The sequence below is a fragment of the Prauserella flavalba genome, assembly GCF_003202235.1.
Taxonomy (GTDB): domain Bacteria; phylum Actinomycetota; class Actinomycetes; order Mycobacteriales; family Pseudonocardiaceae; genus Prauserella_A; species Prauserella_A flavalba.
This window is the reverse complement of the sequence record NZ_MASU01000002.1, coordinates 550,528-571,253: the sequence shown is the minus strand read 5'-3', so window position 1 is coordinate 571,253 and position 20,726 is coordinate 550,528. Positions and strand designations below refer to the sequence as shown.

At 67.0% G+C, this 20,726-nt stretch carries 35 protein-coding genes; all 35 read right to left on the bottom strand.

The window, feature by feature from the left end:
• Window positions 1–15 precede the first annotated feature (15 nt).
• Window positions 16–621: a 30S ribosomal protein S4 gene (gene rpsD / locus BA062_RS05175; RefSeq protein WP_110334841.1), complete on the bottom strand. Its 606-nt coding sequence runs from the start codon at window positions 619–621 to the stop codon at window positions 16–18.
• Window positions 622–644: 23 nt separating this feature from the next.
• The gene (rpsK, locus tag BA062_RS05170; protein ID WP_110334840.1) at window positions 645–1,046 is read right to left on the bottom strand and encodes a 30S ribosomal protein S11; all 402 of its coding nucleotides are present in this window, start codon (window positions 1,044–1,046) and stop codon (window positions 645–647) included.
• Between the two features lie 17 nt (window positions 1,047–1,063).
• A complete protein-coding gene (locus BA062_RS05165; protein WP_110334839.1) occupies window positions 1,064–1,252 on the bottom strand; it encodes a hypothetical protein in 189 nt (62 codons plus the stop codon).
• Window positions 1,249–1,629 carry a 30S ribosomal protein S13 gene (rpsM, locus tag BA062_RS05160; RefSeq protein WP_110334838.1) on the bottom strand — a complete coding sequence of 127 codons (381 nt, stop codon included), beginning with the start codon at window positions 1,627–1,629 and terminating at the stop codon, window positions 1,249–1,251. Before rpsM ends, BA062_RS05165 begins: the two co-directional genes overlap by 4 nt.
• Before the next feature lie 202 nt (window positions 1,630–1,831).
• A complete protein-coding gene (rpmJ, locus tag BA062_RS05155; RefSeq protein WP_005443306.1) occupies window positions 1,832–1,945 on the bottom strand; it encodes a 50S ribosomal protein L36 in 114 nt (37 codons plus the stop codon).
• Between the two features lie 79 nt (window positions 1,946–2,024).
• Window positions 2,025–2,246, bottom strand: a complete 222-nt coding sequence (gene infA, locus BA062_RS05150) for a translation initiation factor IF-1 (RefSeq protein WP_005443304.1) — start codon at window positions 2,244–2,246, stop codon at window positions 2,025–2,027.
• A 334-nt stretch (window positions 2,247–2,580) separates the two neighbouring features.
• On the bottom strand, window positions 2,581–3,384 hold the full coding sequence (gene map / locus BA062_RS05145; protein ID WP_110334837.1) for a type I methionyl aminopeptidase: 804 nt from the start codon (window positions 3,382–3,384) through the stop codon (window positions 2,581–2,583).
• Between the two features lie 17 nt (window positions 3,385–3,401).
• On the bottom strand, window positions 3,402–3,956 hold the full coding sequence (locus BA062_RS05140) for an adenylate kinase (RefSeq protein WP_110334836.1): 555 nt from the start codon (window positions 3,954–3,956) through the stop codon (window positions 3,402–3,404).
• A complete protein-coding gene (gene secY / locus BA062_RS05135; protein ID WP_110335038.1) occupies window positions 3,953–5,260 on the bottom strand; it encodes a preprotein translocase subunit SecY in 1,308 nt (435 codons plus the stop codon). The genes BA062_RS05140 and secY overlap by 4 nt, the downstream gene beginning before the upstream one ends.
• A gap of 182 nt (window positions 5,261–5,442) precedes the next feature.
• Window positions 5,443–6,075, bottom strand: coding sequence for a LysE family translocator (locus tag BA062_RS05130; RefSeq protein ID WP_210406762.1), 633 nt, complete (start codon window positions 6,073–6,075; stop codon window positions 5,443–5,445).
• A gap of 84 nt (window positions 6,076–6,159) precedes the next feature.
• The gene (gene rplO / locus BA062_RS05125; protein WP_110334835.1) at window positions 6,160–6,603 is read right to left on the bottom strand and encodes a 50S ribosomal protein L15; all 444 of its coding nucleotides are present in this window, start codon (window positions 6,601–6,603) and stop codon (window positions 6,160–6,162) included.
• Window positions 6,604–6,676: 73 nt separating this feature from the next.
• Window positions 6,677–6,862, bottom strand: a complete 186-nt coding sequence (gene rpmD / locus BA062_RS05120; RefSeq protein ID WP_110334834.1) for a 50S ribosomal protein L30 — start codon at window positions 6,860–6,862, stop codon at window positions 6,677–6,679.
• A 1-nt stretch (window position 6,863) separates the two neighbouring features.
• A complete protein-coding gene (gene rpsE, locus BA062_RS05115; protein WP_091802171.1) occupies window positions 6,864–7,499 on the bottom strand; it encodes a 30S ribosomal protein S5 in 636 nt (211 codons plus the stop codon).
• Window positions 7,500–7,533: 34 nt separating this feature from the next.
• Window positions 7,534–7,932, bottom strand: coding sequence for a 50S ribosomal protein L18 (gene rplR, locus BA062_RS05110; protein WP_110334833.1), 399 nt, complete (start codon window positions 7,930–7,932; stop codon window positions 7,534–7,536).
• Between the two features lie 2 nt (window positions 7,933–7,934).
• Window positions 7,935–8,474, bottom strand: coding sequence for a 50S ribosomal protein L6 (gene rplF, locus BA062_RS05105; RefSeq protein ID WP_110334832.1), 540 nt, complete (start codon window positions 8,472–8,474; stop codon window positions 7,935–7,937).
• Between the two features lie 15 nt (window positions 8,475–8,489).
• Complete coding sequence (gene rpsH / locus BA062_RS05100) at window positions 8,490–8,888, bottom strand: 30S ribosomal protein S8 (RefSeq protein ID WP_110334831.1); 399 nt, start codon at window positions 8,886–8,888, stop codon at window positions 8,490–8,492.
• Between the two features lie 74 nt (window positions 8,889–8,962).
• Window positions 8,963–9,148, bottom strand: a complete 186-nt coding sequence (locus BA062_RS05095) for a type Z 30S ribosomal protein S14 (protein ID WP_091802162.1) — start codon at window positions 9,146–9,148, stop codon at window positions 8,963–8,965.
• Window positions 9,149–9,152: 4 nt separating this feature from the next.
• Window positions 9,153–9,722, bottom strand: a complete 570-nt coding sequence (rplE, locus tag BA062_RS05090) for a 50S ribosomal protein L5 (protein WP_110334830.1) — start codon at window positions 9,720–9,722, stop codon at window positions 9,153–9,155.
• Window positions 9,722–10,036 carry a 50S ribosomal protein L24 gene (gene rplX, locus BA062_RS05085; protein WP_110334829.1) on the bottom strand — a complete coding sequence of 105 codons (315 nt, stop codon included), beginning with the start codon at window positions 10,034–10,036 and terminating at the stop codon, window positions 9,722–9,724. The genes rplE and rplX overlap by 1 nt, the downstream gene beginning before the upstream one ends.
• On the bottom strand, window positions 10,037–10,405 hold the full coding sequence (rplN, locus tag BA062_RS05080; RefSeq protein ID WP_024876329.1) for a 50S ribosomal protein L14: 369 nt from the start codon (window positions 10,403–10,405) through the stop codon (window positions 10,037–10,039).
• A gap of 75 nt (window positions 10,406–10,480) precedes the next feature.
• Window positions 10,481–10,762 carry a 30S ribosomal protein S17 gene (gene rpsQ, locus BA062_RS05075; RefSeq protein WP_110334828.1) on the bottom strand — a complete coding sequence of 94 codons (282 nt, stop codon included), beginning with the start codon at window positions 10,760–10,762 and terminating at the stop codon, window positions 10,481–10,483.
• Window positions 10,759–11,013, bottom strand: coding sequence for a 50S ribosomal protein L29 (gene rpmC, locus BA062_RS05070; RefSeq protein WP_110334827.1), 255 nt, complete (start codon window positions 11,011–11,013; stop codon window positions 10,759–10,761). Before rpmC ends, rpsQ begins: the two co-directional genes overlap by 4 nt.
• A complete protein-coding gene (gene rplP, locus BA062_RS05065; RefSeq protein WP_009152383.1) occupies window positions 11,013–11,432 on the bottom strand; it encodes a 50S ribosomal protein L16 in 420 nt (139 codons plus the stop codon). The genes rpmC and rplP overlap by 1 nt, the downstream gene beginning before the upstream one ends.
• 3 nt (window positions 11,433–11,435) lie before the next feature.
• Window positions 11,436–12,278: a 30S ribosomal protein S3 gene (gene rpsC, locus BA062_RS05060; protein WP_110334826.1), complete on the bottom strand. Its 843-nt coding sequence runs from the start codon at window positions 12,276–12,278 to the stop codon at window positions 11,436–11,438.
• Window positions 12,278–12,688 (bottom strand): 50S ribosomal protein L22, encoded by a 411-nt coding sequence (rplV, locus tag BA062_RS05055; RefSeq protein ID WP_110334825.1) that lies wholly within the window; start codon window positions 12,686–12,688, stop codon window positions 12,278–12,280. The genes rpsC and rplV overlap by 1 nt, the downstream gene beginning before the upstream one ends.
• A 27-nt stretch (window positions 12,689–12,715) precedes the next feature.
• The gene (gene rpsS / locus BA062_RS05050; protein ID WP_009152380.1) at window positions 12,716–12,997 is read right to left on the bottom strand and encodes a 30S ribosomal protein S19; all 282 of its coding nucleotides are present in this window, start codon (window positions 12,995–12,997) and stop codon (window positions 12,716–12,718) included.
• Between the two features lie 18 nt (window positions 12,998–13,015).
• A complete protein-coding gene (rplB, locus tag BA062_RS05045) occupies window positions 13,016–13,849 on the bottom strand; it encodes a 50S ribosomal protein L2 (RefSeq protein ID WP_110334824.1) in 834 nt (277 codons plus the stop codon).
• A gap of 14 nt (window positions 13,850–13,863) precedes the next feature.
• Window positions 13,864–14,175, bottom strand: a complete 312-nt coding sequence (gene rplW / locus BA062_RS05040) for a 50S ribosomal protein L23 (protein WP_110334823.1) — start codon at window positions 14,173–14,175, stop codon at window positions 13,864–13,866.
• The gene (gene rplD / locus BA062_RS05035; protein ID WP_110334822.1) at window positions 14,172–14,858 is read right to left on the bottom strand and encodes a 50S ribosomal protein L4; all 687 of its coding nucleotides are present in this window, start codon (window positions 14,856–14,858) and stop codon (window positions 14,172–14,174) included. The genes rplW and rplD overlap by 4 nt, the downstream gene beginning before the upstream one ends.
• A complete protein-coding gene (gene rplC, locus BA062_RS05030) occupies window positions 14,855–15,511 on the bottom strand; it encodes a 50S ribosomal protein L3 (protein ID WP_110334821.1) in 657 nt (218 codons plus the stop codon). The genes rplD and rplC overlap by 4 nt, the downstream gene beginning before the upstream one ends.
• A 31-nt stretch (window positions 15,512–15,542) precedes the next feature.
• Window positions 15,543–15,848 carry a 30S ribosomal protein S10 gene (rpsJ, locus tag BA062_RS05025; RefSeq protein ID WP_003883485.1) on the bottom strand — a complete coding sequence of 102 codons (306 nt, stop codon included), beginning with the start codon at window positions 15,846–15,848 and terminating at the stop codon, window positions 15,543–15,545.
• A 336-nt stretch (window positions 15,849–16,184) separates the two neighbouring features.
• Entirely contained in the window at window positions 16,185–17,378 is a 1,194-nt protein-coding gene (tuf, locus tag BA062_RS05020) for an elongation factor Tu (RefSeq protein ID WP_110334820.1), read from the bottom strand.
• 127 nt (window positions 17,379–17,505) lie between these two features.
• On the bottom strand, window positions 17,506–19,605 hold the full coding sequence (gene fusA, locus BA062_RS05015) for an elongation factor G (RefSeq protein ID WP_110334819.1): 2,100 nt from the start codon (window positions 19,603–19,605) through the stop codon (window positions 17,506–17,508).
• A gap of 64 nt (window positions 19,606–19,669) precedes the next feature.
• Entirely contained in the window at window positions 19,670–20,140 is a 471-nt protein-coding gene (rpsG, locus tag BA062_RS05010; protein WP_110334818.1) for a 30S ribosomal protein S7, read from the bottom strand.
• Window positions 20,140–20,514, bottom strand: coding sequence for a 30S ribosomal protein S12 (gene rpsL / locus BA062_RS05005; protein ID WP_003102113.1), 375 nt, complete (start codon window positions 20,512–20,514; stop codon window positions 20,140–20,142). The genes rpsG and rpsL overlap by 1 nt, the downstream gene beginning before the upstream one ends.
• Window positions 20,515–20,726 lie beyond the last annotated feature (212 nt).

The following is a 20,726-nucleotide window of genomic DNA, read 5'->3' as shown; positions in this document are numbered from 1 at the left end:
GAGCCGGATGGTGGATCACTTCGAGTAGAACTCGACGATCAGCTGTTCCTGCACCGGAACCTCGATCTGCGCGCGCTCGGGCAGCTGGTGCACGAGGATGCGCAGGCTGGAGGGGACCACCTGCAGCCAAGCCGGGATGGGGCGCTCGCCCATCGCCTCCTTGGCGGCCACGAACGGCAGCATCTGCAGCGACTTCGGCCGCACGTCGATGATGTCGAACTTGGACACGCGGAAGCTGGGGATGTTCACCTTCTGGCCGTTGACCAGGAAGTGGCCGTGGCTGACCAGCTGACGGGCCTGCCTGCGGGTGCGGGCGAGGCCGGCGCGGTAGACCACGTTGTCCAGGCGGGACTCCAGGATCTGCAGCAGGTTCTCACCGGTCTTGCCGGTGCGCCGCGCGGCCTCCTCGTAGTAGCGCTTGAACTGGCGCTCGAGGATGCCGTAGGTGTGGCGAGCCTTCTGCTTCTCCTGCAGCTGGAGCAGGTACTCGCTCTCCTTGATCCGGCCGCGGCCGTGCTGGCCGGGCGGGTAGGGGCGACGCTCGAAAGCCTGGTCACCGCCGATGAGGTCGACCTTGAGGCGACGCGAGATGCGCGTCGCGGGGCCGGTGTAACGAGCCATGTGTGCTTACTCCTCCCCGTTCCTCAGACCCGGCGCCGCTTCGGCGGGCGGCAGCCGTTGTGAGGCTGCGGGGTCACGTCCTGGATGGTGCCGACCTCGAGGCCGGCGGCCTGCAGCGAGCGGATCGCGGTCTCCCGGCCGGAGCCGGGGCCCTTCACGAACACGTCGACCTTCTTCATGCCGTGCTCCGCCGCCTTGCGCGCGGCGTTCTCGGCGGCCATCTGCGCGGCGAACGGGGTGGACTTACGCGAGCCCTTGAACCCGACGTGGCCGGACGAGGCCCACGAGATCACCGCGCCGTTCGGGTCGGTGATCGAGATGATCGTGTTGTTGAACGTGCTCTTGATGTGGGCGTGCCCGTGAGCGACGTTTTTCTTTTCCTTGCGCCTGACCTTCTTGGCGCCGGTACGAGCCTTGGGGGGCATGTCTGGGTGCTTCTCCTCTACCGCGAGTTCTCTTGGTGGGCGGCCGCGGCCTCACGCTGCCCGCGCCGGATCACGGAACCGGCGTCGGTGTACAGCTGGCGCAGCGCCATCGGACGGGCGTAAAGGGCCTTCGGCGAGACGCACGAGGCCGAACCGCGGCGCTGGTTCGCGCCGACCTGCACGACCCTCCTGCCGCGGACGCTCACTTCTTGCCCGCCTTCTTCTTGCCGGCGACCGTCTTCTTCGGGCCCTTGCGGGTACGGGCGTTCGTCTTCGTGCGCTGCCCGCGGACGGGCAGACCACGGCGCCACCGCAGACCCTCGTAACACCCGATCTCGATCTTGCGACGGATGTCGGCATTCACCTCGCGGCGGAGGTCACCCTCGACCTTGAAGTTCTCTTCGATGTAGTCCCGCAGCTTCACCAGGTCGTCGTCGCTGAGGTCCTTCACGCGGGTGTCCGCGTTCAGCTCGGTAGCGGCGATCAGTTCCCTGGAGCGGGTACGGCCAACGCCGTAGATGTAGGTAAGCGCGATCTCCAACCGCTTTTCGCGGGGGAGGTCGACGCCAGCGAGTCGTGCCATTGGCGCTCGTGCTCCTTAGTTCGTCGTGTCTTCAGGTCTGCTCCCCGGCCGTTCCCGGGACGACTCGCTGTCGCCCACCCGCTCTCGCTGGTGGTGTCCCGGCCCCGGCCTGAAGCCCGGGGGTGAACCAGGCCGCCGTGGCGACCCGGCAGGTACGGGGAGGTGTTGATATGTCAAGCCACTCCGGAACGAGTGCTTGCGATCAGCCCTGCCGCTGCTTGTGCCGCAGGTTGTCGCAGATCACCATGATCCGGCCGTGCCGGCGGACGATCTGGCACTTGTCGCAGATCTTCTTGACGCTCGGTTTGACCTTCACGTCTCCTGCTTTCCTGCTCGTGCTGAGTTGCTGCGCGCCCCTCGGCCGAGGCCGTCGGCCTCAGCCACGCTCTCCGTGATCACTTGTAGCGGTAGACGATGCGACCACGGGACAAGTCGTAGGGCGAAAGCTCGACGACAACCCTGTCCTCAGGCAGGATGCGGATGTAGTGCTGCCGCATCTTGCCGCTGATGTGGGCTAGGACCTTGTGGCCGTTCTCCAACTCGACGCGAAACATCGCGTTGGGAAGCGGCTCGATCACGCGGCCTTCGACCTCGATGGCCCCGTCTTTCTTCGCCATGTCCTCCGCGTTTCGTGATTGGTTGAGCGGTGAGTGCTTACTGTCGGTGGCACGCACGTCACCCCGACTCCAATGCCCCAGGAACTCGAGTGCATTTCACAAGCGCGATGGAATCGACGTGATGGGCACGCCAGCTAGATAGTGTACGCACCCTGTGTCAAGCACCCCAAACGGGGGCCACCTGTGCTAGAGGCACGACGACGTTCCGTCGCACCCACTCAATGGTAACACCGTAACGGAATCACCACGACGGGCGAAGAACCACGCTGAGCAGGCCGAACGCCGTCCGCGCACTCCACGGGCGATGGACCCGGTCCGGACCGCCGTCGCCCGGTCAGGCGGATTCCGGCGCGGTCAGCACCCAGGGGCCGTCCTCGGTCACCGCGACGGTGTGCTCCCAGTGCGAGGAGCGGGAGCCGTCAGCGGTCACGACCGTCCAGCCGTCCTCCAGCTCCACGGTCTCACCAGAGCCACCGGTCAGCATCGGCTCCACCGCGAGGGCCATCCCGACCTCCAGCGCCGGCCCCTTGCCGGGCTTGCCGACGTTCGGCAGGAACGGGTCCATGTGCATCTCGCTGCCGATGCCGTGGCCCCCGTACTCCACGACCATGCCGTAGTCGAGGCCGTCGGCCTCCCCGGCCCGCAGGGCCGCCGACTCCACCGCGAACGAGATGTCGGTGAGCCGGGCACCGGGCCGGACGGCGTCGACTCCGGCCCACATCGCCGCCTCGGTGGCCGCCGACAGCTTACGGTCGGCATCCGCGATGTCACCGACAGCGATCGTGACCGCGGAATCGCCGTGCCAGCCGTTCAGGATCGCCCCGCAGTCCACGGACAGCAGATCGCCGTCGGTCAGCGTCTGCGACACCGACGGGATGCCGTGCACGATCTGCTCGTTCACCGACGCGCAGATCGACGCGGGAAAACCGTGGTAGCCGAGGAACGACGGCACGGCACCCGCCTCGCGGATGGTCTGCTCGGCGAGCTCGTCCAGCTCCATCGTGGTCACGCCGGGCTTGGCGGCCTCGGTGACCAGCACGAGCGTGCGGGCGACGACAAGGCCTGCCTCCCGCATCGCCTCGAGCTCGCCCCTGGTCTTGATCTCGATGGAGCTGCCGCGGCGCAACCACCTCGGCATGCGTAGACCGCGCAGGTTCACGACTTCTTGTCGAGCGCGTCCAGCACGCGCGAGGAGATCTCGTCGATCCCGCCGACGCCGTCGACGGTCACCAGGATGTCCGCGTAGAACTCCAGCAGCGGAGCCGTCTCCGAGCGGTACACCTGCTGGCGACGGCGGATGACCTCTTCGGTGTCGTCCGCGCGACCGCGGCCGAGCAGCCGCTCGACCAGCACGTCCTCGGGAACCTGGAGCTCGATCACGGCGTCGAGCGCGGTGTCGGACTCGGCCAGCATCTCGCCGAGCACCTCGGCCTGCTTGGTGTTGCGGGGGAAGCCGTCGAGCAGGAAACCCGACTTCGTGTCCGGCTCGGCCAGCCGCTCCCGCACCATCTCGTTCGTCACCGAGTCGGGCACGAGGTCGCCCGAGTCGAGGTAGCGCTTCGCCTCCTGGCCCAGCGGCGTCTGCTCCCCCACGTGAGCCCGGAACAGGTCACCGGTGGAGATGTGGGGCACCCGGAGCCGCTCGGAGAGAGCGACGGCCTGCGTGCCCTTACCGGCACCGGGCGGACCAACGAGAACCAGACGCGTCATCGGAGGAACCCTTCGTAGTTGCGCTGCATGAGCTGGCTTTCGATCTGCTTCACGGTGTCGAGTCCGACACCGACCATGATCAGCACAGCCGTGCCGCCGAACGGGAAGTTCTGGTTCTGTCCCTGGCCGGTGATGGACAAGAAGAAGTTGGGCAGGATCGCCACGATGCCGAGGTAGATCGAGCCCGGCAGCGTGATGCGGCCGAGTACGAAGCTCAGGTACTCGGCGGTGGGCCTGCCGGGACGGATGCCCGGGATGAACCCACCGAACTTCTTCATCTCCTCAGCACGTTCGTCAACGTTGAAGGTGATCGTGATGTAGAAGTACGTGAAGAAGATGATCAGCGCGAAGTACAGAAGGATGTGCACCCAGCTCGACTGGTTCACCAGGTACGTCTGGAGGAACCGCTGCCAGCCGGACGCCTGGTTCGGGTCGCCGACGAGCCTGCCGATGAGGTCGGGCAGGTAGAGCAGCGACGACGCGAAGATGACCGGGATGACACCGGCCTGGTTGACCTTGATCGGCAGGTAGGTCGACGTGCCGCCGTACATGCGACGGCCGATCATGCGCTTGGCGTACTGCACCGGGATCCGGCGCTGGCCCTGCTCCACGAAGATGACGCTCGCGATGATCGCCAGCGCGAGGATGCAGACGAAGAAGAAGACCAGTCCGCCCTGGTTGCTCAGGATGTTGGCACCCTCGGCGGGGATCTGCGCCGCGATGTTCAGGAAGATCAGCAGCGACATGCCGTTGCCGACGCCGCGCTCGGTGATGAGCTCGCCGAGCCACATCATCACGGCCGTGCCCGCGGTCATCGTGAGGACGGTGATCGCCAGCGTGGCGATGCTGTTGTCCGGGATGACCGGCTGGTCGCAGTCACCGAAGAGCTGACCACGGTCCGCGAGCGCGATGACACCCGTCGCCTGCAGGATCGCCAGCGCGATCGTCAGGTAGCGCGTGTACTGCGTGAGCTTGCCCTGGCCGGCCTGCCCTTCCTTCTTCAGCTCCTCGAAGCGCGGAATCACCACGGTGAGCAGCTGCACGATGATGCTCGCCGTGATGTAGGGCATGATGCCCGTCGCGAAGATCGACAACTGCAGGAGCGCACCACCGCTGAACAGGTTCAGCAGGGAGAAGATGTTCTGGTTCTCGACTTGCGCCTGACAGGCCTGAACATTGGGGTACGAAACCCCGGGCGCTGGGATGACCGCACCGATCCGGTACACGGCCACGATCATCAGCGTGAACAGGATCTTCTTGCGCAGGTCCGGCGTCGCGAGAGCCGAGCGGAATGCGCTGAGCACGCGGGGGACCTCCTCGGCGTCGCCGGTGATCAACCGACGATCGGCTTGGCCGGTACGGGTACCGGCAGGACACAGTCGCTGGCGGGCAAGCCAGGAGCGCTCCGGGACACAAGTATCCCGCAGCGTGTCGTCGACTCTAACAGCCTCTGTGGTAGTGCTCGCAGGTAGTACGCGCTAACGCGTCAGGCGGACGAGGTCGCCAGCGCACCCGCCATCCCGAGCAGCACGATCCCGGTGCCGCGGTCGGCATTGCGCCGCGCCCGCGCCGAGAGAGCAGCCGCCCTCGCGGCGGTTCCGACACCCACGTACACCGTGCCCGCGAGGAACTCCGCCAGCAGGTACACCGCGCCCAGCACCGCCACCTGCCATCCCATCGGACCGTGGCCTGCGTCGACGAACTGCGGTACGAACGCCGTGAAGACGAGTACCGCCTTGGGATTGGTGATCGCGACCAGGAACTCCTTGCGCACCACCGGCCACACCGGCAGCGGCCCGCTCTCCTGCTCGTCGGGCGGCCGGGAACGCGTGCCGTGCCGGAAGGTGCTCACGAGCAGGCTTCCACCGAGCCACGCCAGGTAGGCGACACCGACCCACTTGATGACGGTGAACGCCAGCTCGGACGCCGCCAGCACCTGCCCGAGACCGGCCGCGACGGCGGCGATCATGAGCACGAACGCGGCCAGCCTGCCCGCAAGCCCGGCGAGTGCCTTGCCGAGGCCGTGGCGCATGCCGTGGTGCAGGCCGAGGAGGTTGTTCGCACCGGGTGTCAGCGCGATGAGCAGCGCGGCACCGAAGAACACCAGCAGCCAGGTCACGTTTCGAAAATAACCGGGCACGCAAACGAAAAACGGCCCGCCCGGTCACGTGGACCGGGCGGGCCGTTTCAGCCTCTGAGTTGCTCAGAGCGTGGTGGCGCTGCCACCAGCGGCTTCGAGCTTCTCCTTGGCGCTGGCCGAGAAGGCGTCGGCGGTGACGTCGAGCTTGACGCCCTCGACGTCGCCGTTGCCGAGAACCTTCACCAGCTGGTTCTTGCGGACGAGGCCGCGGGCGACGAGCTCCTCCTTGCCGACCTTGCCGCCGTCGGCGAACACGCGGGCGATGTCGCCCACGTTCACCGGCTGGTACTCGGTGCGGAAGCGGTTCTTGAAGCCACGCAGCTTCGGCAGCCGCATGTGGATGGGCATCTGCCCACCCTCGAAGCCGGCGGGCACGTTCTTCCGGGCCTTGGTGCCCTTCGTGCCGCGACCGGCGGTCTTGCCCTTCGAGCCCTCACCGCGGCCGACGCGGATCTTCTCGCGCTTGGCGCCGGGGGCGGGCCGCAGGTGGTGGATCTTGATGGTCATGCTCACTCCTCGCTAGCGCTCGTCGCGGGCATGACCAAGGGTGCTGTGTCGAATGATGAGCTCGCAAGCTCGCTCATGCCTTGACCTCCTCCACGGTCACCAGGTGCCGGACCGTGTGGATGAGCCCGCGGGTCTCGGGGGTGTCATCCCGCACGACGGACTGCCGGATCTTGCGCAGCCCGAGGGTGCGCAGCGACGCCCGGTGGTTCTGCTTGGTGCCGATCGTGCTCTTGATCTGGGTGACCTTCAGCTGCGCCATGTCAGACCCCCTGGCCCGCACGCTGCCGCAGCATCCTGGCCGGAGCGACGTCCTCGAGCGGCAGGCCACGGCGAGCCGCGACCTCCTCGGGACGCTGCAGGTCCTTCAGGGCCCGCACGGTCGCGTGCACGATGTTGATCGCGTTGTCGCTGCCGAGCGACTTCGACAGCACGTCGTGCACACCGGCGCACTCCAGCACCGCACGCACCGGGCCACCGGCGATGACACCGGTACCGGCGCTGGCCGGACGGAGGAGCACCACACCGGCGGCCTCCTCACCCTGCACGGGGTGCGGGATGGTGCCGGCGATCCGAGGCACGCGGAAGAAGTTCTTCTTGGCCTCCTCGACGCCCTTGGCGATGGCCGCGGGAACTTCCTTGGCCTTGCCGTAGCCGACGCCGACCTGACCGTCGCCGTCACCGACGACGACCAGCGCGGTGAAGCTGAAGCGACGACCACCCTTGACCACCTTGGCCACGCGGTTGATCGCTACGACGCGCTCGAGGTGCGGGGTCTTGTCCTGGGCCGCCCCGCCACGGCCACCGTCACGACGGTCCCTGCGGTCCCGGCCGCCACCGCGCTCGCGGTCGCCTCCGGGTCCGCCCTGGCCGCCGGATTGCCGCGTACGTCCCGGCATCAGGCGTTCCTTCCGTTCTCGAACTTGTTCACTGTCAGAACTCCAACCCCGCCTCGCGGGCGGCGTCGGCCAGTGCGGCGATCCGGCCGTGGTAGGCGTTGCCCCCGCGGTCGAACACCACCTTGGAGATCCCGGCGTCCTTGGCGCGGGCCGCGACCAGCTCGCCGACCTTGGCCGCCTTGGCCTTCTTGTCGCCCTCGACCGTGCGCACGTCCGCCTCGAGGGTGGACGCCGACGCCAGGGTGTGGCCCGCGATGTCGTCGATCAGCTGAACGACGATGTGCCGCGAGGACCGCTTCACCGACATCCGCGGCCGGGCCGCCGTGCCGCTGATCTTCTTGCGCAGCCGGGCGTGCCGACGAACCTTGCCAGCGCGACGGCGGGTCGAGATGTCCTTGCCGACCGGCTTGCGCTTGGTCACCGTTTCGCTCATGATCACTTACCCGTCTTTCCGACCTTGCGACGGATGCGCTCGCCCTCGTAGCGCAGGCCCTTGCCCTTGTAGGGGTCCGGGCGACGCAGCTTACGGATGACCGCCGCGGTCTGGCCGACCTTCTGCTTGTCGATGCCGGAGACCGAGAACCGAGTCGGGGACTCCACCTTGAAGGTGATGCCCTCCGGGGCCTTGATCAGCACCGGGTGGCTGTAGCCGAGGGCGAACTCGAGGTCCGAGCCCTTGGCCTGCACGCGGTAACCGACCCCGTGGATCTCCATCTTCTTCTCGTAACCGTCGGTGACACCCACGACGAGGTTGTTCACCAGCGTGCGGGTCAGGCCGTGCAGCGCGCGGCTCTCCCGCTCGTCGTCAGGGCGCTTCACCGAGAGCACGCCGTCCTCACCGCGCTCGACCGTGATCGGCTCGGGAACCGTGTGCTCGAGGGTGCCCTTCGGACCCTTGACCTTGACGAGCTGCCCGTCGATGGTCACGTCGACCCCGGAGGGGACGGTGATCGGCAGCTTTCCGATGCGTGACATGCCAGTCCCCCTCCCTTACCAGACGTAGGCGAGGACTTCGCCGCCCACGCCGTTGCGCTTGCACTGCCGGTCGGTCTGCAGGCCGGACGACGTCGAGATGATCGCAACGCCGAGGCCGCCCAGAACGTTGGGCAGGTTGGTCGATTTCGCGTACACCCGCAGACCGGGCTTGGACACCCGCCGGAGGCCGGCGATGCTGCGCTCCCGGTTCGGGCCGTACTTCAGCTCGACGATCAGGTTCTTGTGCTTCTCGCCGGGCTCGACCCGGTGGTCCGAGATGTAACCCTCGCGCTTGAGGATCTCGGCGATGTTCGCCTTGATCTTCGAGTGAGGGAGCACGACCTCGTCGTGGTACGCCGAGTTCGCGTTACGCAGACGTGTCAGGAAGTCTGCGATCGGGTCGGTCATCGTCATGGTGACCTGTCAACCTTTCTCGCCCTGGTTCCCCGTGCGGGGCCTGTGGCGAAGTGGGAGTTGGTGGGAAGCCTTCACCAGCTGGACTTGCTGACGCCGGGGAGCTGACCCGCGTGGGCCATCTCTCGCAGGCAGATACGGCACAGTCCGAACTTGCGGTAGACCGAGTGCGGCCGGCCGCAGCGCTGGCAGCGGGTGTAGGCACGCACCTTGAACTTCGGCTTGCGGGCGGCCTTGGCGATCAGAGCTTTCTTGGCCATCGGCTCAGTTCTCCTTGAACGGGAAGCCGAGCTTGCGCAGCAGCGCCCGGCCCTCGTCGTCGGTGGTGGCGGTGGTGACGACCGTGACGTCCATGCCGCGCGGGCGGTCGATGGAGTCCGGGTTGATCTCGTGGAACATCGACTGCTCGGACAGGCCGAACGTGTAGTTGCCGTTGCCGTCGAACTGCTTGCCCGAAAGGCCGCGGAAGTCGCGGATACGGGGCAGTGCGATGGTCAGCAGCCGGTCCAGGAACTCCCACATGCGGTCGCCGCGCAGCGTCACGCGCGCACCGATGGGCTGGCCCTCGCGCAGCTTGAACTGGGCGATGGACTTGCGGGCCCTGCGCACCTCGGGCTTCTGGCCGGTGATGGTGGCCAGGTCGCGGATGGCGCCCTCGATCAGCTTGCTGTCGCGAGCGGCGTCACCAACGCCCATGTTCACCACGACCTTGACCACACCGGGGATCTGGTGCGGGTTCGCGTAGGAGAACTCCTCCTGCAGCTGGCCCTTGATCTCCTCGCGGTAGCGGGTCTTCAACCGCGGCGTCGGGTATGTCGTCTCTGCGGTGGTCATCAGATGTCCTTGCCCGTCCTGCGCGAGATACGCACCTTCTTGCCGTCCTCGCCAATCCGGTAGCCCACCCTGGTCGGCTTGCCGTCGGAGTCCACGACCATCACGTTCGAGACGTGGATGGGGGCCTCCTGGGTGATGATGCCGCCGGACTGGGCACCGCGCTGCGTCTGGGTGATCCGGGTGTGCTTCTTGATCCGGTTCACGCCCTCGACCAGAACCCGCTGCCGCTCGGGGTAGGCCTGGATGACCTTGCCCTTCGCGCCCTTGTCCTTGCCGGCGATGACGAGGACGGTGTCGCCCTTCTTCACCTTCATCTAGAGCACCTCCGGCGCCAGCGAGATGATCTTCATGAACTTGCGGTCGCGCAGCTCGCGGCCGACCGGCCCGAAGATGCGGGTGCCGCGCGGCTCGTTGTCGTTCTTGATGAGCACGGCGGCGTTCTCGTCGAAACGGATGTAGGAGCCGTCAGGGCGACGCTTCTCCTTCACCGTGCGGACGATGACGGCCTTGACCACGTCACCACGCTTCACGTTGGCGCCCGGGATGGCGTCCTTGACGGTGGCGACGATGATGTCGCCGATGCCCGCGTAGCGCCGCCCCGAGCCACCGAGCACGCGGATGGTCAGGATCTCCTTGGCACCCGTGTTGTCGGCGACTCGCAGTCGCGACTCCTGCTGGATCACGTCAACTCCTGTATGTCGCGCCGGTTCTCGGGAAGCCCGAGCCTGGCGGAACGAATGGGGCTGGCAGCCCCCTGATTACTTGGCCTTCTCGCGGATCTCGACCAGCCGCCACCGCTTGGTGGCCGACATCGGCCGGGTCTCCATCAGCAACACGCGGTCACCCACGCCGGCGGTGTTCTGCTCGTCGTGCGCCTTCACCTTCTTGGTGGAGCGCATGACCTTGCCGTACAGCGGGTGCTTCTTGCGGTCCTCGAGCTCGACCACGATCGTCTTGTCCATCTTGTCGGACACGACGAGGCCCTCACGGACCTTCCGGTAGTTGCGGCCGGAGTCCTTCTTCTGCACCGGCTCGGTCATGCGGCACCTTCACTCTCGTCAGTGTCGTCAGGCGCGACGGAGAGGCCGAGCTCGCGCTCACGCATCACCGTGTAGATGCGCGCGATGTCCGCGCGGACCGTGCGCAGCCTGCGGTTGTTGTCGAGCTGTCCGGTCGCCATCTGGAACCGGAGGTTGAACAGCTCCTCCTTGGCTTCCTTCAGACGGAGCACGAGCTCTTCCGCAGTGAGCTCACGAAGTTCTGACGCCGCAACCCCTGCTGCGCTCGCCATCAGAACTCACCACCTTCGCGGGTCACGATCCTGCACTTCATCGGCAGCTTGTGGATCGCGCGGCGCAGAGCCTCGCGAGCCACCGCCTCGTTCGGGAAGCTCATCTCGAACATCACGCGGCCGGGCTTGACGTTGGCGACCCACCACTCGGGCGAGCCCTTACCGGAACCCATGCGGGTTTCCGCGGGCTTCTTGGTGAGCGGCCGGTCGGGGAAGATGTTGATCCAGATCTTCCCGCCACGCTTGATGTGACGAGTCATGGCGATACGAGCGGACTCGATCTGCCGGTTGGTCACGTAGCTGTGCTCAAGCGCCTGGATGCCGTACTCACCGAAGTTGACCTTCGTGCCGCCCTTGGCGGCACCGGACCGCTTCGGCGAGTGCTGCTTGCGGTGCTTGACCTTGCGTGGGATGAGCACGCGTCAGCCCTCCGTCTTCTCTGCTGCGTCCGGCGAGGCCACCTCAGGGGCCTGGCTGGCCGCGACGTCTGTGTCGGCCTTCGCGGCAGCCGCGCGGCCGGCCTCGGTCGACGTCGGCGTGGTGCCCGACGAGCCCGAGCGGCGACGCGAGGGACGCTCGCGGCGCGGGGCGCGCTCGGCCGCCGCGGCGGCGTCGCGCTCGGCCTTGCCCTTGAGGCCGCCGATGACGTCGCCCTTGTAGATCCACACCTTCACGCCGATGCGGCCGAACGTCGTGCGGGCCTCGAAGAAGCCGTAGTCGATGTCGGCACGCAGCGTGTGCAGCGGCACCCGGCCGTCGCGGTAGTGCTCGGAGCGGGACATCTCGGCACCGCCGAGACGGCCGCTGCACTGCACGCGGATGCCCTTGACCTGCGGCGAGCGCATGGACGTCTGGAGCGCCTTGCGCATCGCGCGCCGGAAGGCCACGCGGTTGGACAGCTGCTCGGCGACACCCTGCGCGACGAGCTGGGCGTCGGCCTCGGTGTTCTTCACCTCGAGGATGTTCAGCTGCACCTGCTTGCCGGTGAGCTTCTCCAGCGCGCCACGGATCCGGTCGGCCTCCGCGCCGCGGCGGCCGATGACGATGCCCGGCCGGGCGGTGTGGATGTCCACGCGGACGCGGTCGCGGGTGCGCTCGATCTCGACCTTCGAGATGCCGGCCCGCTCCATGCCGGTGGACAGGAGCTTGCGGATCTTCACGTCCTCGGCGACGTACTCCGAGTACTGCTTGTCGGCGTACCAGCGCGACTTCCAGTCAGTGGTGATCCCGAGCCGGAAGCCGTGCGGGTTGATCTTCTGGCCCACTACCGGCCACCTGCCTTCTTCTTGCTCTTGGTCTTGGCTTCCGGCCGCGACTCGACCTCGACCGTGATGTGGCTGGTCCGCTTGCGGATCCGGTAGGCGCGGCCCTGGGCACGCGGCCGGATGCGCTTGAGCGTCGGGCCCTCGTCGGCGTAGGCGTTCTTGATCCAGAGCGTGTCCGGGTCAAGATCGAGGTTGTTCTCGGCGTTGGCCATGGCGCTGGCGAGCACCTTCGCCACCGGCTCGCTGGCCGCCTGCGGGGCGAACCGGAGCACGGCCAGGGCCTCGTTGGCGTTGCGGCCCTTGATCAGCTCGATCACCCGGCGCACCTTGGTCGGCGAGTCCCGGACGAACCGAGCGCGAGCGAAAGCCGTCGGCAGAGCCTCGGCCTCCACCTCGTTACGCGCGTTCATCGTTACTTCCTTCTCTCAGGTGCGCGCTCAGCGGCGACGCGACTTGCGGTCATCCTTGACGTGGCCCTTGAAGGTCCGCGTCGGGGCGAACTCGCCCAGCTTGTGCCCCACCATGGCCTCGGTGACGAACACCGGGACGTGCTTGCGGCCGTCGTGGACCGCGATGGTGTGACCGAGCATGTCCGGGATGATCGTGGACCTGCGGGACCAGGTCTTGATCACGGTCTTCTTACCCGACTCGTTGAGCGCGTCCACCTTCTTGAGCAGGTGGTCGTCCACGAACGGGCCCTTTTTCAGGCTGCGCGGCATGTTCTTCTACCTCCCTGCTCAGCGCTTCTTGCCGGTACGCCGGCGGCGGACGATCAGCTTGTCGCTTTCCTTGCGACGGCGGGTGCGGCCCTCCGGCTTACCGTTCGGGTTCACCGGGTGACGACCACCGGACGTCTTGCCCTCACCACCACCGTGCGGGTGGTCGACCGGGTTCATGACGACACCGCGGACGGTGGGGCGCTTGCCCCGCCAGCGGTTGCGGCCCGCCTTGCCCCAGTTGATGTTCGAGTGCTCGGAGTTGCCGACCTCGCCCACGGTGGCCCGGTTGCGCACGTCCACGTTGCGGATCTCGCCCGAGGGCATCCGCAGCTGGGCGTACGGCCCGTCCTTGGCGACGAGCTGCACGCGGGCACCCGCCGAGCGGGCGATCTTCGCGCCGCCGCCGGGGCGGAGCTCGATCGCGTGGATCACGGTGCCGACCGGGATGTTGCGCAGCGGCAGGTTGTTGCCGGGCTTGATGTCGGCGCGAGGGCCGCTCTCCACCCGGTCACCCTGCTTGAGCTTGTCCGGCGCGATGATGTAGCGCTTCTCGCCGTCGGCGAAGTGCAGCAGCGCGATACGGGCCGAGCGGTTGGGGTCGTACTCGATGTGCGCGACCTTGGCGGGAACGCCGTCCTTGTCGTTGCGCCGGAAGTCGATGATCCGGTACGCACGCTTGTGGCCGCCGCCCTTGTGCCGGGTGGTGATCTTGCCCGACGAGTTGCGGCCACCGGACTTGCTCAGCGGGGCCAGGAGCGACTTCTCCGGCGTCGACCGGGTGATCTCGGCGAAGTCGGAGACGCTCGAGCCACGCCGTCCCGGCGTAGTCGGCTTGTACTTGCGGATGCCCATGTCTTCTCAGTCCCTTACGCGGCTGGTCCGCCGAAGATCTCGATCGGCTTGCTCTCGGCCGACAGCGTCACGATGGCGCGCTTGGTGTCCTTGCGCTTGCCGAAGCCGTACCGGGTGCGCTTGCGCTTGCCGGTGCGGTTGATCGTGTTCACGCTGATGACCTTCACGCCGAACACCTTCTCGACCGCGACCTTGATCTGGGTCTTGTTGGCGTCCGGGCGAACCAGGAACGTGTACTTGTGGTCCTCGAGCAGCCCGTAGGACTTCTCGGAGATCACCGGCGCGATGAGGATGTCGCGCGGGTCGGGGATCGCCACGGAGCTCACTGGTCACTCCCTTCCAGCTCGCTGGAGGTCGCGGAGGCCTTGCCGGCCTTGCCCTTCGCCGGGCCCGCGACGAACGCGTCGTACGCGGCCTTGGTGAAGATCACGTCGTCGTTGACCAGCACGTCGTAGGTGTTGAGCTGGTCCGGGTGGATCAGGTGCACGTACGAGAGGTTCCGCGCGGACAACCACGCCTGCTCCTCGTCGCGGCCAAGCACCACCAGCAGCCGCTTGGCCTGCGAAACCGCGGCCAGCGCCTTCTTGGCGTCCTTTGTGGACGGCTTCTCGCCGGTGACCAGCCCGGTCACCACGTGCACCTGGCCGGCGCGCGCCCGGTCGGAGAGGGCACCGCGCAGGGCGGCGGCCTTCATCTTCTTCGGGGTGCGCTGCGTGTAGTCACGGGGCGTGGGGCCGTGCACCGTGCCACCGCCGGTGAACTGCGGCGCGCGGACCGAACCCTGACGAGCCCGGCCCGTGCCCTTCTGCCGGTACGGCTTGCGGCCACCGCCGCGGACCTCGCCGCGGGTCTTCGTGTCGTGCGTGCCCTGGCGAGCGGCGGCCAGCTGGGCCACCACGACCTGGTGCATCAGCGGGATGTTCGCCTGCACGTCAAAGATCTCGTCGGGGAGCTCGACCGTGCCGTCGGCCGTGCCCGCCGGGGTCTTCACCTCGACCGTCGCGGTCATGCCGTCACACCACCCTTCGCGGCGCTGCGGACGAAGATCAGGCCGCCCTTGGGGCCGGGAACGGCACCCTTGATCAGCAGCAGGCCGTCCTCAGCGCGCACCGAGTGCACGGTGAGGCCCTGCGTGGTGACCCTCGCGTTACCCATCCGGCCCGCCATGCGGAGGCCCTTGAACACGCGACCCGGCGTGGCGCAACCGCCGATCGAACCGGGAGCGCGGTGCTTGGCCTGGTTACCGTGGCTGGCGCCCTGGCCCTTGAAGCCGTGGCGCTTCATGACACCGGCGTAGCCCTTGCCCTTGCTGGTGCCGGTCACGTCGACCACCGCGCCGGTCTCGAACACCTCGGCCGTGATCTCCTGGCCGACCTCGTACGAGTCCGCGTCGGTGGTGCGCAGCTCGGCGACGAAGCGCCGGGGCGTCACACCAGCCTTCTGGAAGTGACCGGTCTTCGGCTTGCTGACCCGGCGCGGGTCGACCGCGCCGAACGCCAGCTGCACGGCCGAGTAGCCGTCCTTCTCCTGGTTGCGCACCTGGGTCACCACGTTCGGCCCGGCCTGCACGACGGTCACCGGGATGATCCGGTTGTTCTCGTCGAAGACCTGCGTCATGCCGAGCTTGGTGCCCAGAATGCCCTTCACTTGCCTGTCAGACATGAGTCTCTTATCTCCGCCGCTCGCCCAACGCTTACTGGATGTTCACGTCGACACTCGCCGGCAGGTCGATGCGCATGAGCGCATCGACCGTCTTCGGCGTCGGGTCGAGGATGTCGATCAGCCGCTTGTGCGTGCGCATCTCGAAGTGCTCGCGCGAGTCCTTGTACTTGTGCGGCGAGCGGATGACGCAGTAAACGTTCTTTTCGGTGGGCAGCGGCACCGGCCCGACCACGGAAGCGCCGGTGCGCGTGACCGTCTCGACGATCTTGCGTGCGCTGGCGTCGATCGCCTCGTGGTCGTAGGCCTTGAGCCGGATGCGGATCTTCTGTCCCGCCATGGTGGCAGCTCGTTCCTTCGTCTCGTGCCGCTATCTCAAACCAACGCTCGGCGCCGGTTCTCGCACGTCAACGGCCTGGTCTCCGGTCCACGCGGTCGGGCGTGTCGCGCCCACTGCGCAGACTGATCCCTCAGGATCGTTGTCGTGCCTAGGTCTTTACCTCGTGAAGCACCGGCGCAGCCGAATGCTCCTGACTCACGGAAGCCGCAAGCCCAGGACACTCGCGGCGGGGCGGCCGATTCATATTGGGTTTGATTCCTCAGAATCGGCCGCCCCGCGTCGAGCAACCTTAATAGGATGCCATACCGAAATCAGGCATCCGCACCCGGGGGTGCGTTACTTGATGATCTTGGTGACCTGGCCGGCGCCGACGGTACGGCCACCCTCGCGGATGGCGAACCGAAGACCCTCGTCCATGGCGATCGGCTGGATCAGCTTCACCGAGATGTTGGTGTTGTCGCCCGGCATGACCATCTCGGTGCCCTCCTCGAGGGTCACCACGCCGGTCACGTCCGTGGTACGGAAGTAGAACTGCGGGCGGTAGTTGTTGAAGAACGGCGTGTGACGGCCACCCTCGTCCTTGGAGAGGATGTAGACCGAGCCCTCGAACTCCGTGTGCGGAGTCGTGGTGCCGGGCTTCACGACGACCTGGCCGCGCTCGACGTCCTCGCGCTTGATACCACGGAGCAGCAGGGCGGCGTTGTCACCGGCCTGGCCGTAGTCGAGCATCTTGTTGAACATCTCGATGCTCGTCACGGTGGTCTTGCGAGCCTCGGGGCGGATGCCGACGATCTCGACCTCTTCGTTCAGCTTGATCTCGCCGCGCTCGATACGGCCGGTGACGACCGTGCCGCGACCGGTGATCGTGAAGACGTCCTCGACCGGCATCAGGAACGGCTTGTCGACCTCACGCTCCGGCTCCGGAACGTTGTCGTCCACGGCCTCCATGAGGTCGAGCACGCTCTGCGCCCACTGCTCGTCGCCCTCGAGGGCCTTGAGGCCGGAGACGCGGACCACCGGAGCGTCGTCGCCGGGGAACTCCTGCGAGCTGAGCAGCTCACGGACCTCCATCTCGACGAGCTCGAGGATCTCCTCGTCGTCCACCATGTCGGCCTTGTTCAGGGCCACCACGATGTAGGGCACACCGACCTGACGCGCGAGCAGCACGTGCTCACGGGTCTGCGGCATCGGGCCGTCGGTCGCCGCGACCACGAGGATCGCGCCGTCCATCTGGGCCGCACCGGTGATCATGTTCTTGATGTAGTCGGCGTGACCCGGAGCGTCGACGTGCGCGTAGTGGCGCTTGTCGGTCTGGTACTCGACGTGCGAGATGTTGATCGTGATACCGCGCTGCTTCTCCTCAGGCGCGTTGTCGATCTGGTCGAACGCACGCGACTGGTTCAGCTCCGGGAACTTGTCGTGCAGAACCTTGGTGATCGCCGCGGTCAGGGTGGTCTTCCCGTGGTCGACGTGACCGATGGTTCCGATGTTGACGTGCGGCTTGCTCCGCTCGAACTTCGCCTTCGCCACTGGAATGTCCTCCTGGACTTACTTACTCGCTGGCCGGCGTGGCTGCCGGCTTGCGACTCGATCTGGTCGGTTGTGCGGACCTTAGGGGGAGGCCCCTTTCGCGCCCGCGTTGGGTGCTGGTGGAGAGTTACTCCCCCGTCGCCTTGGCGATGATCTCCTTCGCCACGTTCGCCGGAACCTCGGCGTAGGAGTCGAACTGCATGGAGTAGTTCGCACGACCCTGGGTGCGCGACCGCAGGTCGCCCACGTAGCCGAACATCTCCGACAGCGGCACGAGCGCCTTCACGACGCGCGTGCCAGACCGCTCCTCCATGGCCTGAATCTGACCACGGCGGGAGTTCAGGTCACCGATGACGTCACCCATGTAGTCCTCAGGGGTGGTGACCTCGACGGCCATCATCGGCTCGAGCAGTACCGGATTCGCCTTCCTCGCGGCTTCCTTCATCGCCATCGAACCGGCGATCTTGAAGGCCATTTCCGAGGAGTCGACCTCGTGGTACGCACCGTCCAACAGGGTGAACTTCAACCCGACGAGCGGGTAGCCGGCCAGAACGCCGTACTGCATCGCGTCCTGGGCGCCCGCGTCCACCGACGGGATGTACTCCCTCGGCACGCGGCCACCGGTCACCTTGTTGTCGAACTCGTAGAGAGCGCCGTCCGTGGTCTGCAGCGGCTCGAGCTTGACGATCACCTTCGCGAACTGACCGGAACCACCGGTCTGCTTCTTGTGGGTGAACTCGAGCTTCTCGACCGTGTTGCGGACGGTCTCGCGGTAGGCGACCTGCGGCTTACCGATGTTCGCCTCGACCTTGTAGTCGGACTTCATCCGGTTGACGAGCACCTCGAGGTGCAGCTCGCCCATACCCTCGATGATCGTCTGACCGGTCTCCTCGTCCTGGCTGACCCGGAACGTCGGGTCCTCCTCGGCGAGCTTCTGGATCGCGGTGGAGAGCTTCTCCTGGTCGGCCTTGGTCTTCGGCTCGATGGCGACCTTGATGACCGGCTCGGGGAAGGTCATCGACTCCAGCACGATCGGGTTCTGCGGATCGCACAGGGTCTCACCGGTCGTGGTGTCCTTCAGACCGATCACGGCGTAGATGTGACCGACCTGGGCCTCGTCGACCGGGTTCTCCTTGTTGGAGTGCATCTGGAAGATCTTGCCAATGCGCTCCTTGCGCTCCTTGGTCGAGTTCATGACCTGAGCGCCGGAGGCGACCTTGCCCGAGTAGACCCGGATGTAGGTCAGCTTGCCGAAGAACGGGTGCGCGGCGATCTTGAACGCCAGCGCCGAGAACGGCTCGTCGACCGACGCCTTGCGCGAGGCCGGGGTCTCGCCGTCGGTCAGCGTGCCCTCGACCGCGGGGACGTCCAGCGGCGAAGGCAGGTAGTCGATGACGGCGTCGAGCATGGGCTGCACGCCCTTGTTCTTGAACGCCGAACCGGCCAGCACCGGGAAGGCGGAGCGCTCGATCACCATCTTGCGGATGGCGCCCTTGATCTCGGCCTCGGACAGCTCGTCGCCGCCGAAGAACTTCTCCATCAGGGCGTCGTCGGTCTCCGCGACGGCCTCGATGAGCTTCTCGCGGTACTCGGCGGCCTTGTCGGCGAGCTCGGCCGGGATGTCCTCGACCTCGTAGTCCTCGCCCTTCTTGACGTCACCGCGCCAGGTCAGCGCCTTCATGCGGACCAGGTCGATGACGCCCTGGAAGTCGCTCTCGGCGCCGATCGGCAGCTGGATGACCAGCGGGCGCGCACCGAGGCGCTCCTCGATGGTGCGCACGGTGAAGTAGAAGTCCGCGCCCAGCTTGTCCATCTTGTTGACGAAGCAGATCCGGGGGACGTCGTACTTGTCGGCCTGGCGCCACACCTGCTCGGACTGGGGCTCGACGCCCTCCTTGCCGTCGAAGACGGCGACCGCCCCGTCGAGCACCCGCAGGTTGCGCTCCACCTCGACGGTGAAGTCGACGTGACCCGGGGTGTCGATCAGGTTGATCTGGTGGTCGGCCCAGAAGGTGGTGGTGGCAGCCGAGGTGATGGTGATACCCCGCTTCTGCTCCTCCTCCATCCAGTCCATCGTCGCGGCGCCGTCGTGCACCTCGCCGATCTTGTAGTTGATCCCGGTGTAGAACAGGATCCGCTCGGTGGTGGTGGTCTTACCGGCGTCGATGTGGGCCATGATGCCGATGTTGCGGACCTTGTTCAGGTCTGTCAGCACGTCACGTGCCACTTCAGTGTTCCCCTGTCTCAAGCGTGGGGCCCGGCATTGGCTTGGGTCGGCTGCCGGGCGGCAATCACCAGCGGTAGTGGGCGAAAGCCTTGTTGGACTCGGCCATCTTGTGGGTGTCCTCGCGGCGCTTCACGCTTGCCCCGAGGCCGTTGCTCGCGTCGAGCAGCTCGTTCTGCAGGCGCTCGATCATGGTCTTCTCACGGCGGGCCCGCGCGAAGGTGACGATCCAGCGCAGCGCAAGGGTGGTCGACCGGCCGGGCTTGACCTCGATCGGCACCTGGTAGGTGGCACCACCGACGCGCCGGCTCTTCACCTCGAGGGTGGGCTTCACGTTGTCCAGCGCGCGCTTCAGCGTGACGACCGGGTCCGTGCCGGTCTTCTCGCGAGCGCCTTCCAGTGCGCCGTAGACGATGCGCTCGGCCAGCGAGCGCTTGCCGTCCGTCAGCACCTTGTTCACCAGCTGCGTGACGAGCGGCGAGGCGTAGACCGGGTCAGCGATCAGCGGCCGCTTCGGGGCCGGACCCTTGCGGGGCATTAGCTCTTCTCCTTCTTCGCGCCGTACCGGCTGCGCGCCTGCTTGCGGTTCTTCACGCCCTGCGTGTCGAGCGAACCGCGGATGATCTTGTAACGAACACCCGGCAGGTCCTTCACACGGCCGCCACGCACGAGCACCATCGAGTGCTCCTGCAGGTTGTGGCCCTCACCGGGAATGTAGGCGGTGACCTCGATGCCGCTGGTCAGCTTCACACGCGCGACCTTGCGCAGCGCCGAGTTCGGCTTCTTGGGCGTCGTGGTGTACACGCGGGTGCACACGCCGCGCCGCTGCGGGCTCCCCTTGAGCGCCGCGGTCTTCTGCTTGGCAGCCTTGTCCTGGCGGCCCTTGCGGACCAGCTGCTGGATCGTGGGCAATGGACCAGCTTTCTGTCGCGTCCTGTAGCTCTACGTTGTCTCCCCGGTCCCCGAGGTCGGGCGTGTCGGCCCGCGTCTGGATCTCTCGATCCGCTAACTTCCCATCGGGATTGCCGTGGATCTCCGTCTGGCCCTGGTCGCGAACCGGGCACTGGGGCACCGGCCCATGAGCCGACAGGCACACGGAGCGGCCCGACAGCCTGCCGGGCACG

Excerpts from the sequence above, each read along its gene's own strand:
- rpsM (WP_110334838.1), bottom strand. The coding sequence starts at position 1,629 with ATGGCACGACTCGCTGGCGTCGACCTCCCCCGCGAAAAGCGGTTGGAG.
- rplB (WP_110334824.1), bottom strand. The coding sequence starts at position 13,849 with ATGGGCATCCGCAAGTACAAGCCGACTACGCCGGGACGGCGTGGCTCG.
- rpsG (WP_110334818.1), bottom strand. The coding sequence starts at position 20,140 with ATGCCCCGCAAGGGTCCGGCCCCGAAGCGGCCGCTGATCGCTGACCCG.
- rplR (WP_110334833.1), bottom strand. The coding sequence starts at position 7,932 with ATGAGCGAAACGGTGACCAAGCGCAAGCCGGTCGGCAAGGACATCTCG.
- BA062_RS05095 (WP_091802162.1), bottom strand. The coding sequence starts at position 9,148 with ATGGCCAAGAAAGCTCTGATCGCCAAGGCCGCCCGCAAGCCGAAGTTC.
- rpmD (WP_110334834.1), bottom strand. The coding sequence starts at position 6,862 with ATGGCGCAGCTGAAGGTCACCCAGATCAAGAGCACGATCGGCACCAAG.
- rplE (WP_110334830.1), bottom strand. The coding sequence starts at position 9,722 with ATGACCACCGCAGAGACGACATACCCGACGCCGCGGTTGAAGACCCGC.
- map (WP_110334837.1), bottom strand. The coding sequence starts at position 3,384 with ATGCCGAGGTGGTTGCGCCGCGGCAGCTCCATCGAGATCAAGACCAGG.
- rplX (WP_110334829.1), bottom strand. The coding sequence starts at position 10,036 with ATGAAGGTGAAGAAGGGCGACACCGTCCTCGTCATCGCCGGCAAGGAC.
- rplF (WP_110334832.1), bottom strand. The coding sequence starts at position 8,474 with ATGTCACGCATCGGAAAGCTGCCGATCACCGTCCCCTCCGGGGTCGAC.
- rpsS (WP_009152380.1), bottom strand. The coding sequence starts at position 12,997 with ATGCCGCGCAGCCTGAAAAAGGGCCCGTTCGTGGACGACCACCTGCTC.
- rpmC (WP_110334827.1), bottom strand. The coding sequence starts at position 11,013 with ATGGCGAGCGCAGCAGGGGTTGCGGCGTCAGAACTTCGTGAGCTCACT.
- rpsJ (WP_003883485.1), bottom strand. The coding sequence starts at position 15,848 with ATGGCGGGACAGAAGATCCGCATCCGGCTCAAGGCCTACGACCACGAG.
- rpsH (WP_110334831.1), bottom strand. The coding sequence starts at position 8,888 with ATGACGATGACCGACCCGATCGCAGACTTCCTGACACGTCTGCGTAAC.
- rplD (WP_110334822.1), bottom strand. The coding sequence starts at position 14,858 with ATGACCGCGACGGTCGAGGTGAAGACCCCGGCGGGCACGGCCGACGGC.
- BA062_RS05140 (WP_110334836.1), bottom strand. The coding sequence starts at position 3,956 with ATGACGCGTCTGGTTCTCGTTGGTCCGCCCGGTGCCGGTAAGGGCACG.
- rpsE (WP_091802171.1), bottom strand. The coding sequence starts at position 7,499 with ATGCCGGGACGTACGCGGCAATCCGGCGGCCAGGGCGGACCCGGAGGC.
- rpsD (WP_110334841.1), bottom strand. The coding sequence starts at position 621 with ATGGCTCGTTACACCGGCCCCGCGACGCGCATCTCGCGTCGCCTCAAG.
- infA (WP_005443304.1), bottom strand. The coding sequence starts at position 2,246 with ATGGCGAAGAAAGACGGGGCCATCGAGGTCGAAGGCCGCGTGATCGAG.
- rplO (WP_110334835.1), bottom strand. The coding sequence starts at position 6,603 with ATGACCATCAAGATCCACCACCTGCGGCCCGCCCCCGGCGCCAAGCGC.
- rpsK (WP_110334840.1), bottom strand. The coding sequence starts at position 1,046 with ATGCCCCCCAAGGCTCGTACCGGCGCCAAGAAGGTCAGGCGCAAGGAA.
- rplC (WP_110334821.1), bottom strand. The coding sequence starts at position 15,511 with ATGTCTGACAGGCAAGTGAAGGGCATTCTGGGCACCAAGCTCGGCATG.
- rpsQ (WP_110334828.1), bottom strand. The coding sequence starts at position 10,762 with ATGACCGAGCCGGTGCAGAAGAAGGACTCCGGCCGCAACTACCGGAAG.
- rplV (WP_110334825.1), bottom strand. The coding sequence starts at position 12,688 with ATGAACGCGCGTAACGAGGTGGAGGCCGAGGCTCTGCCGACGGCTTTC.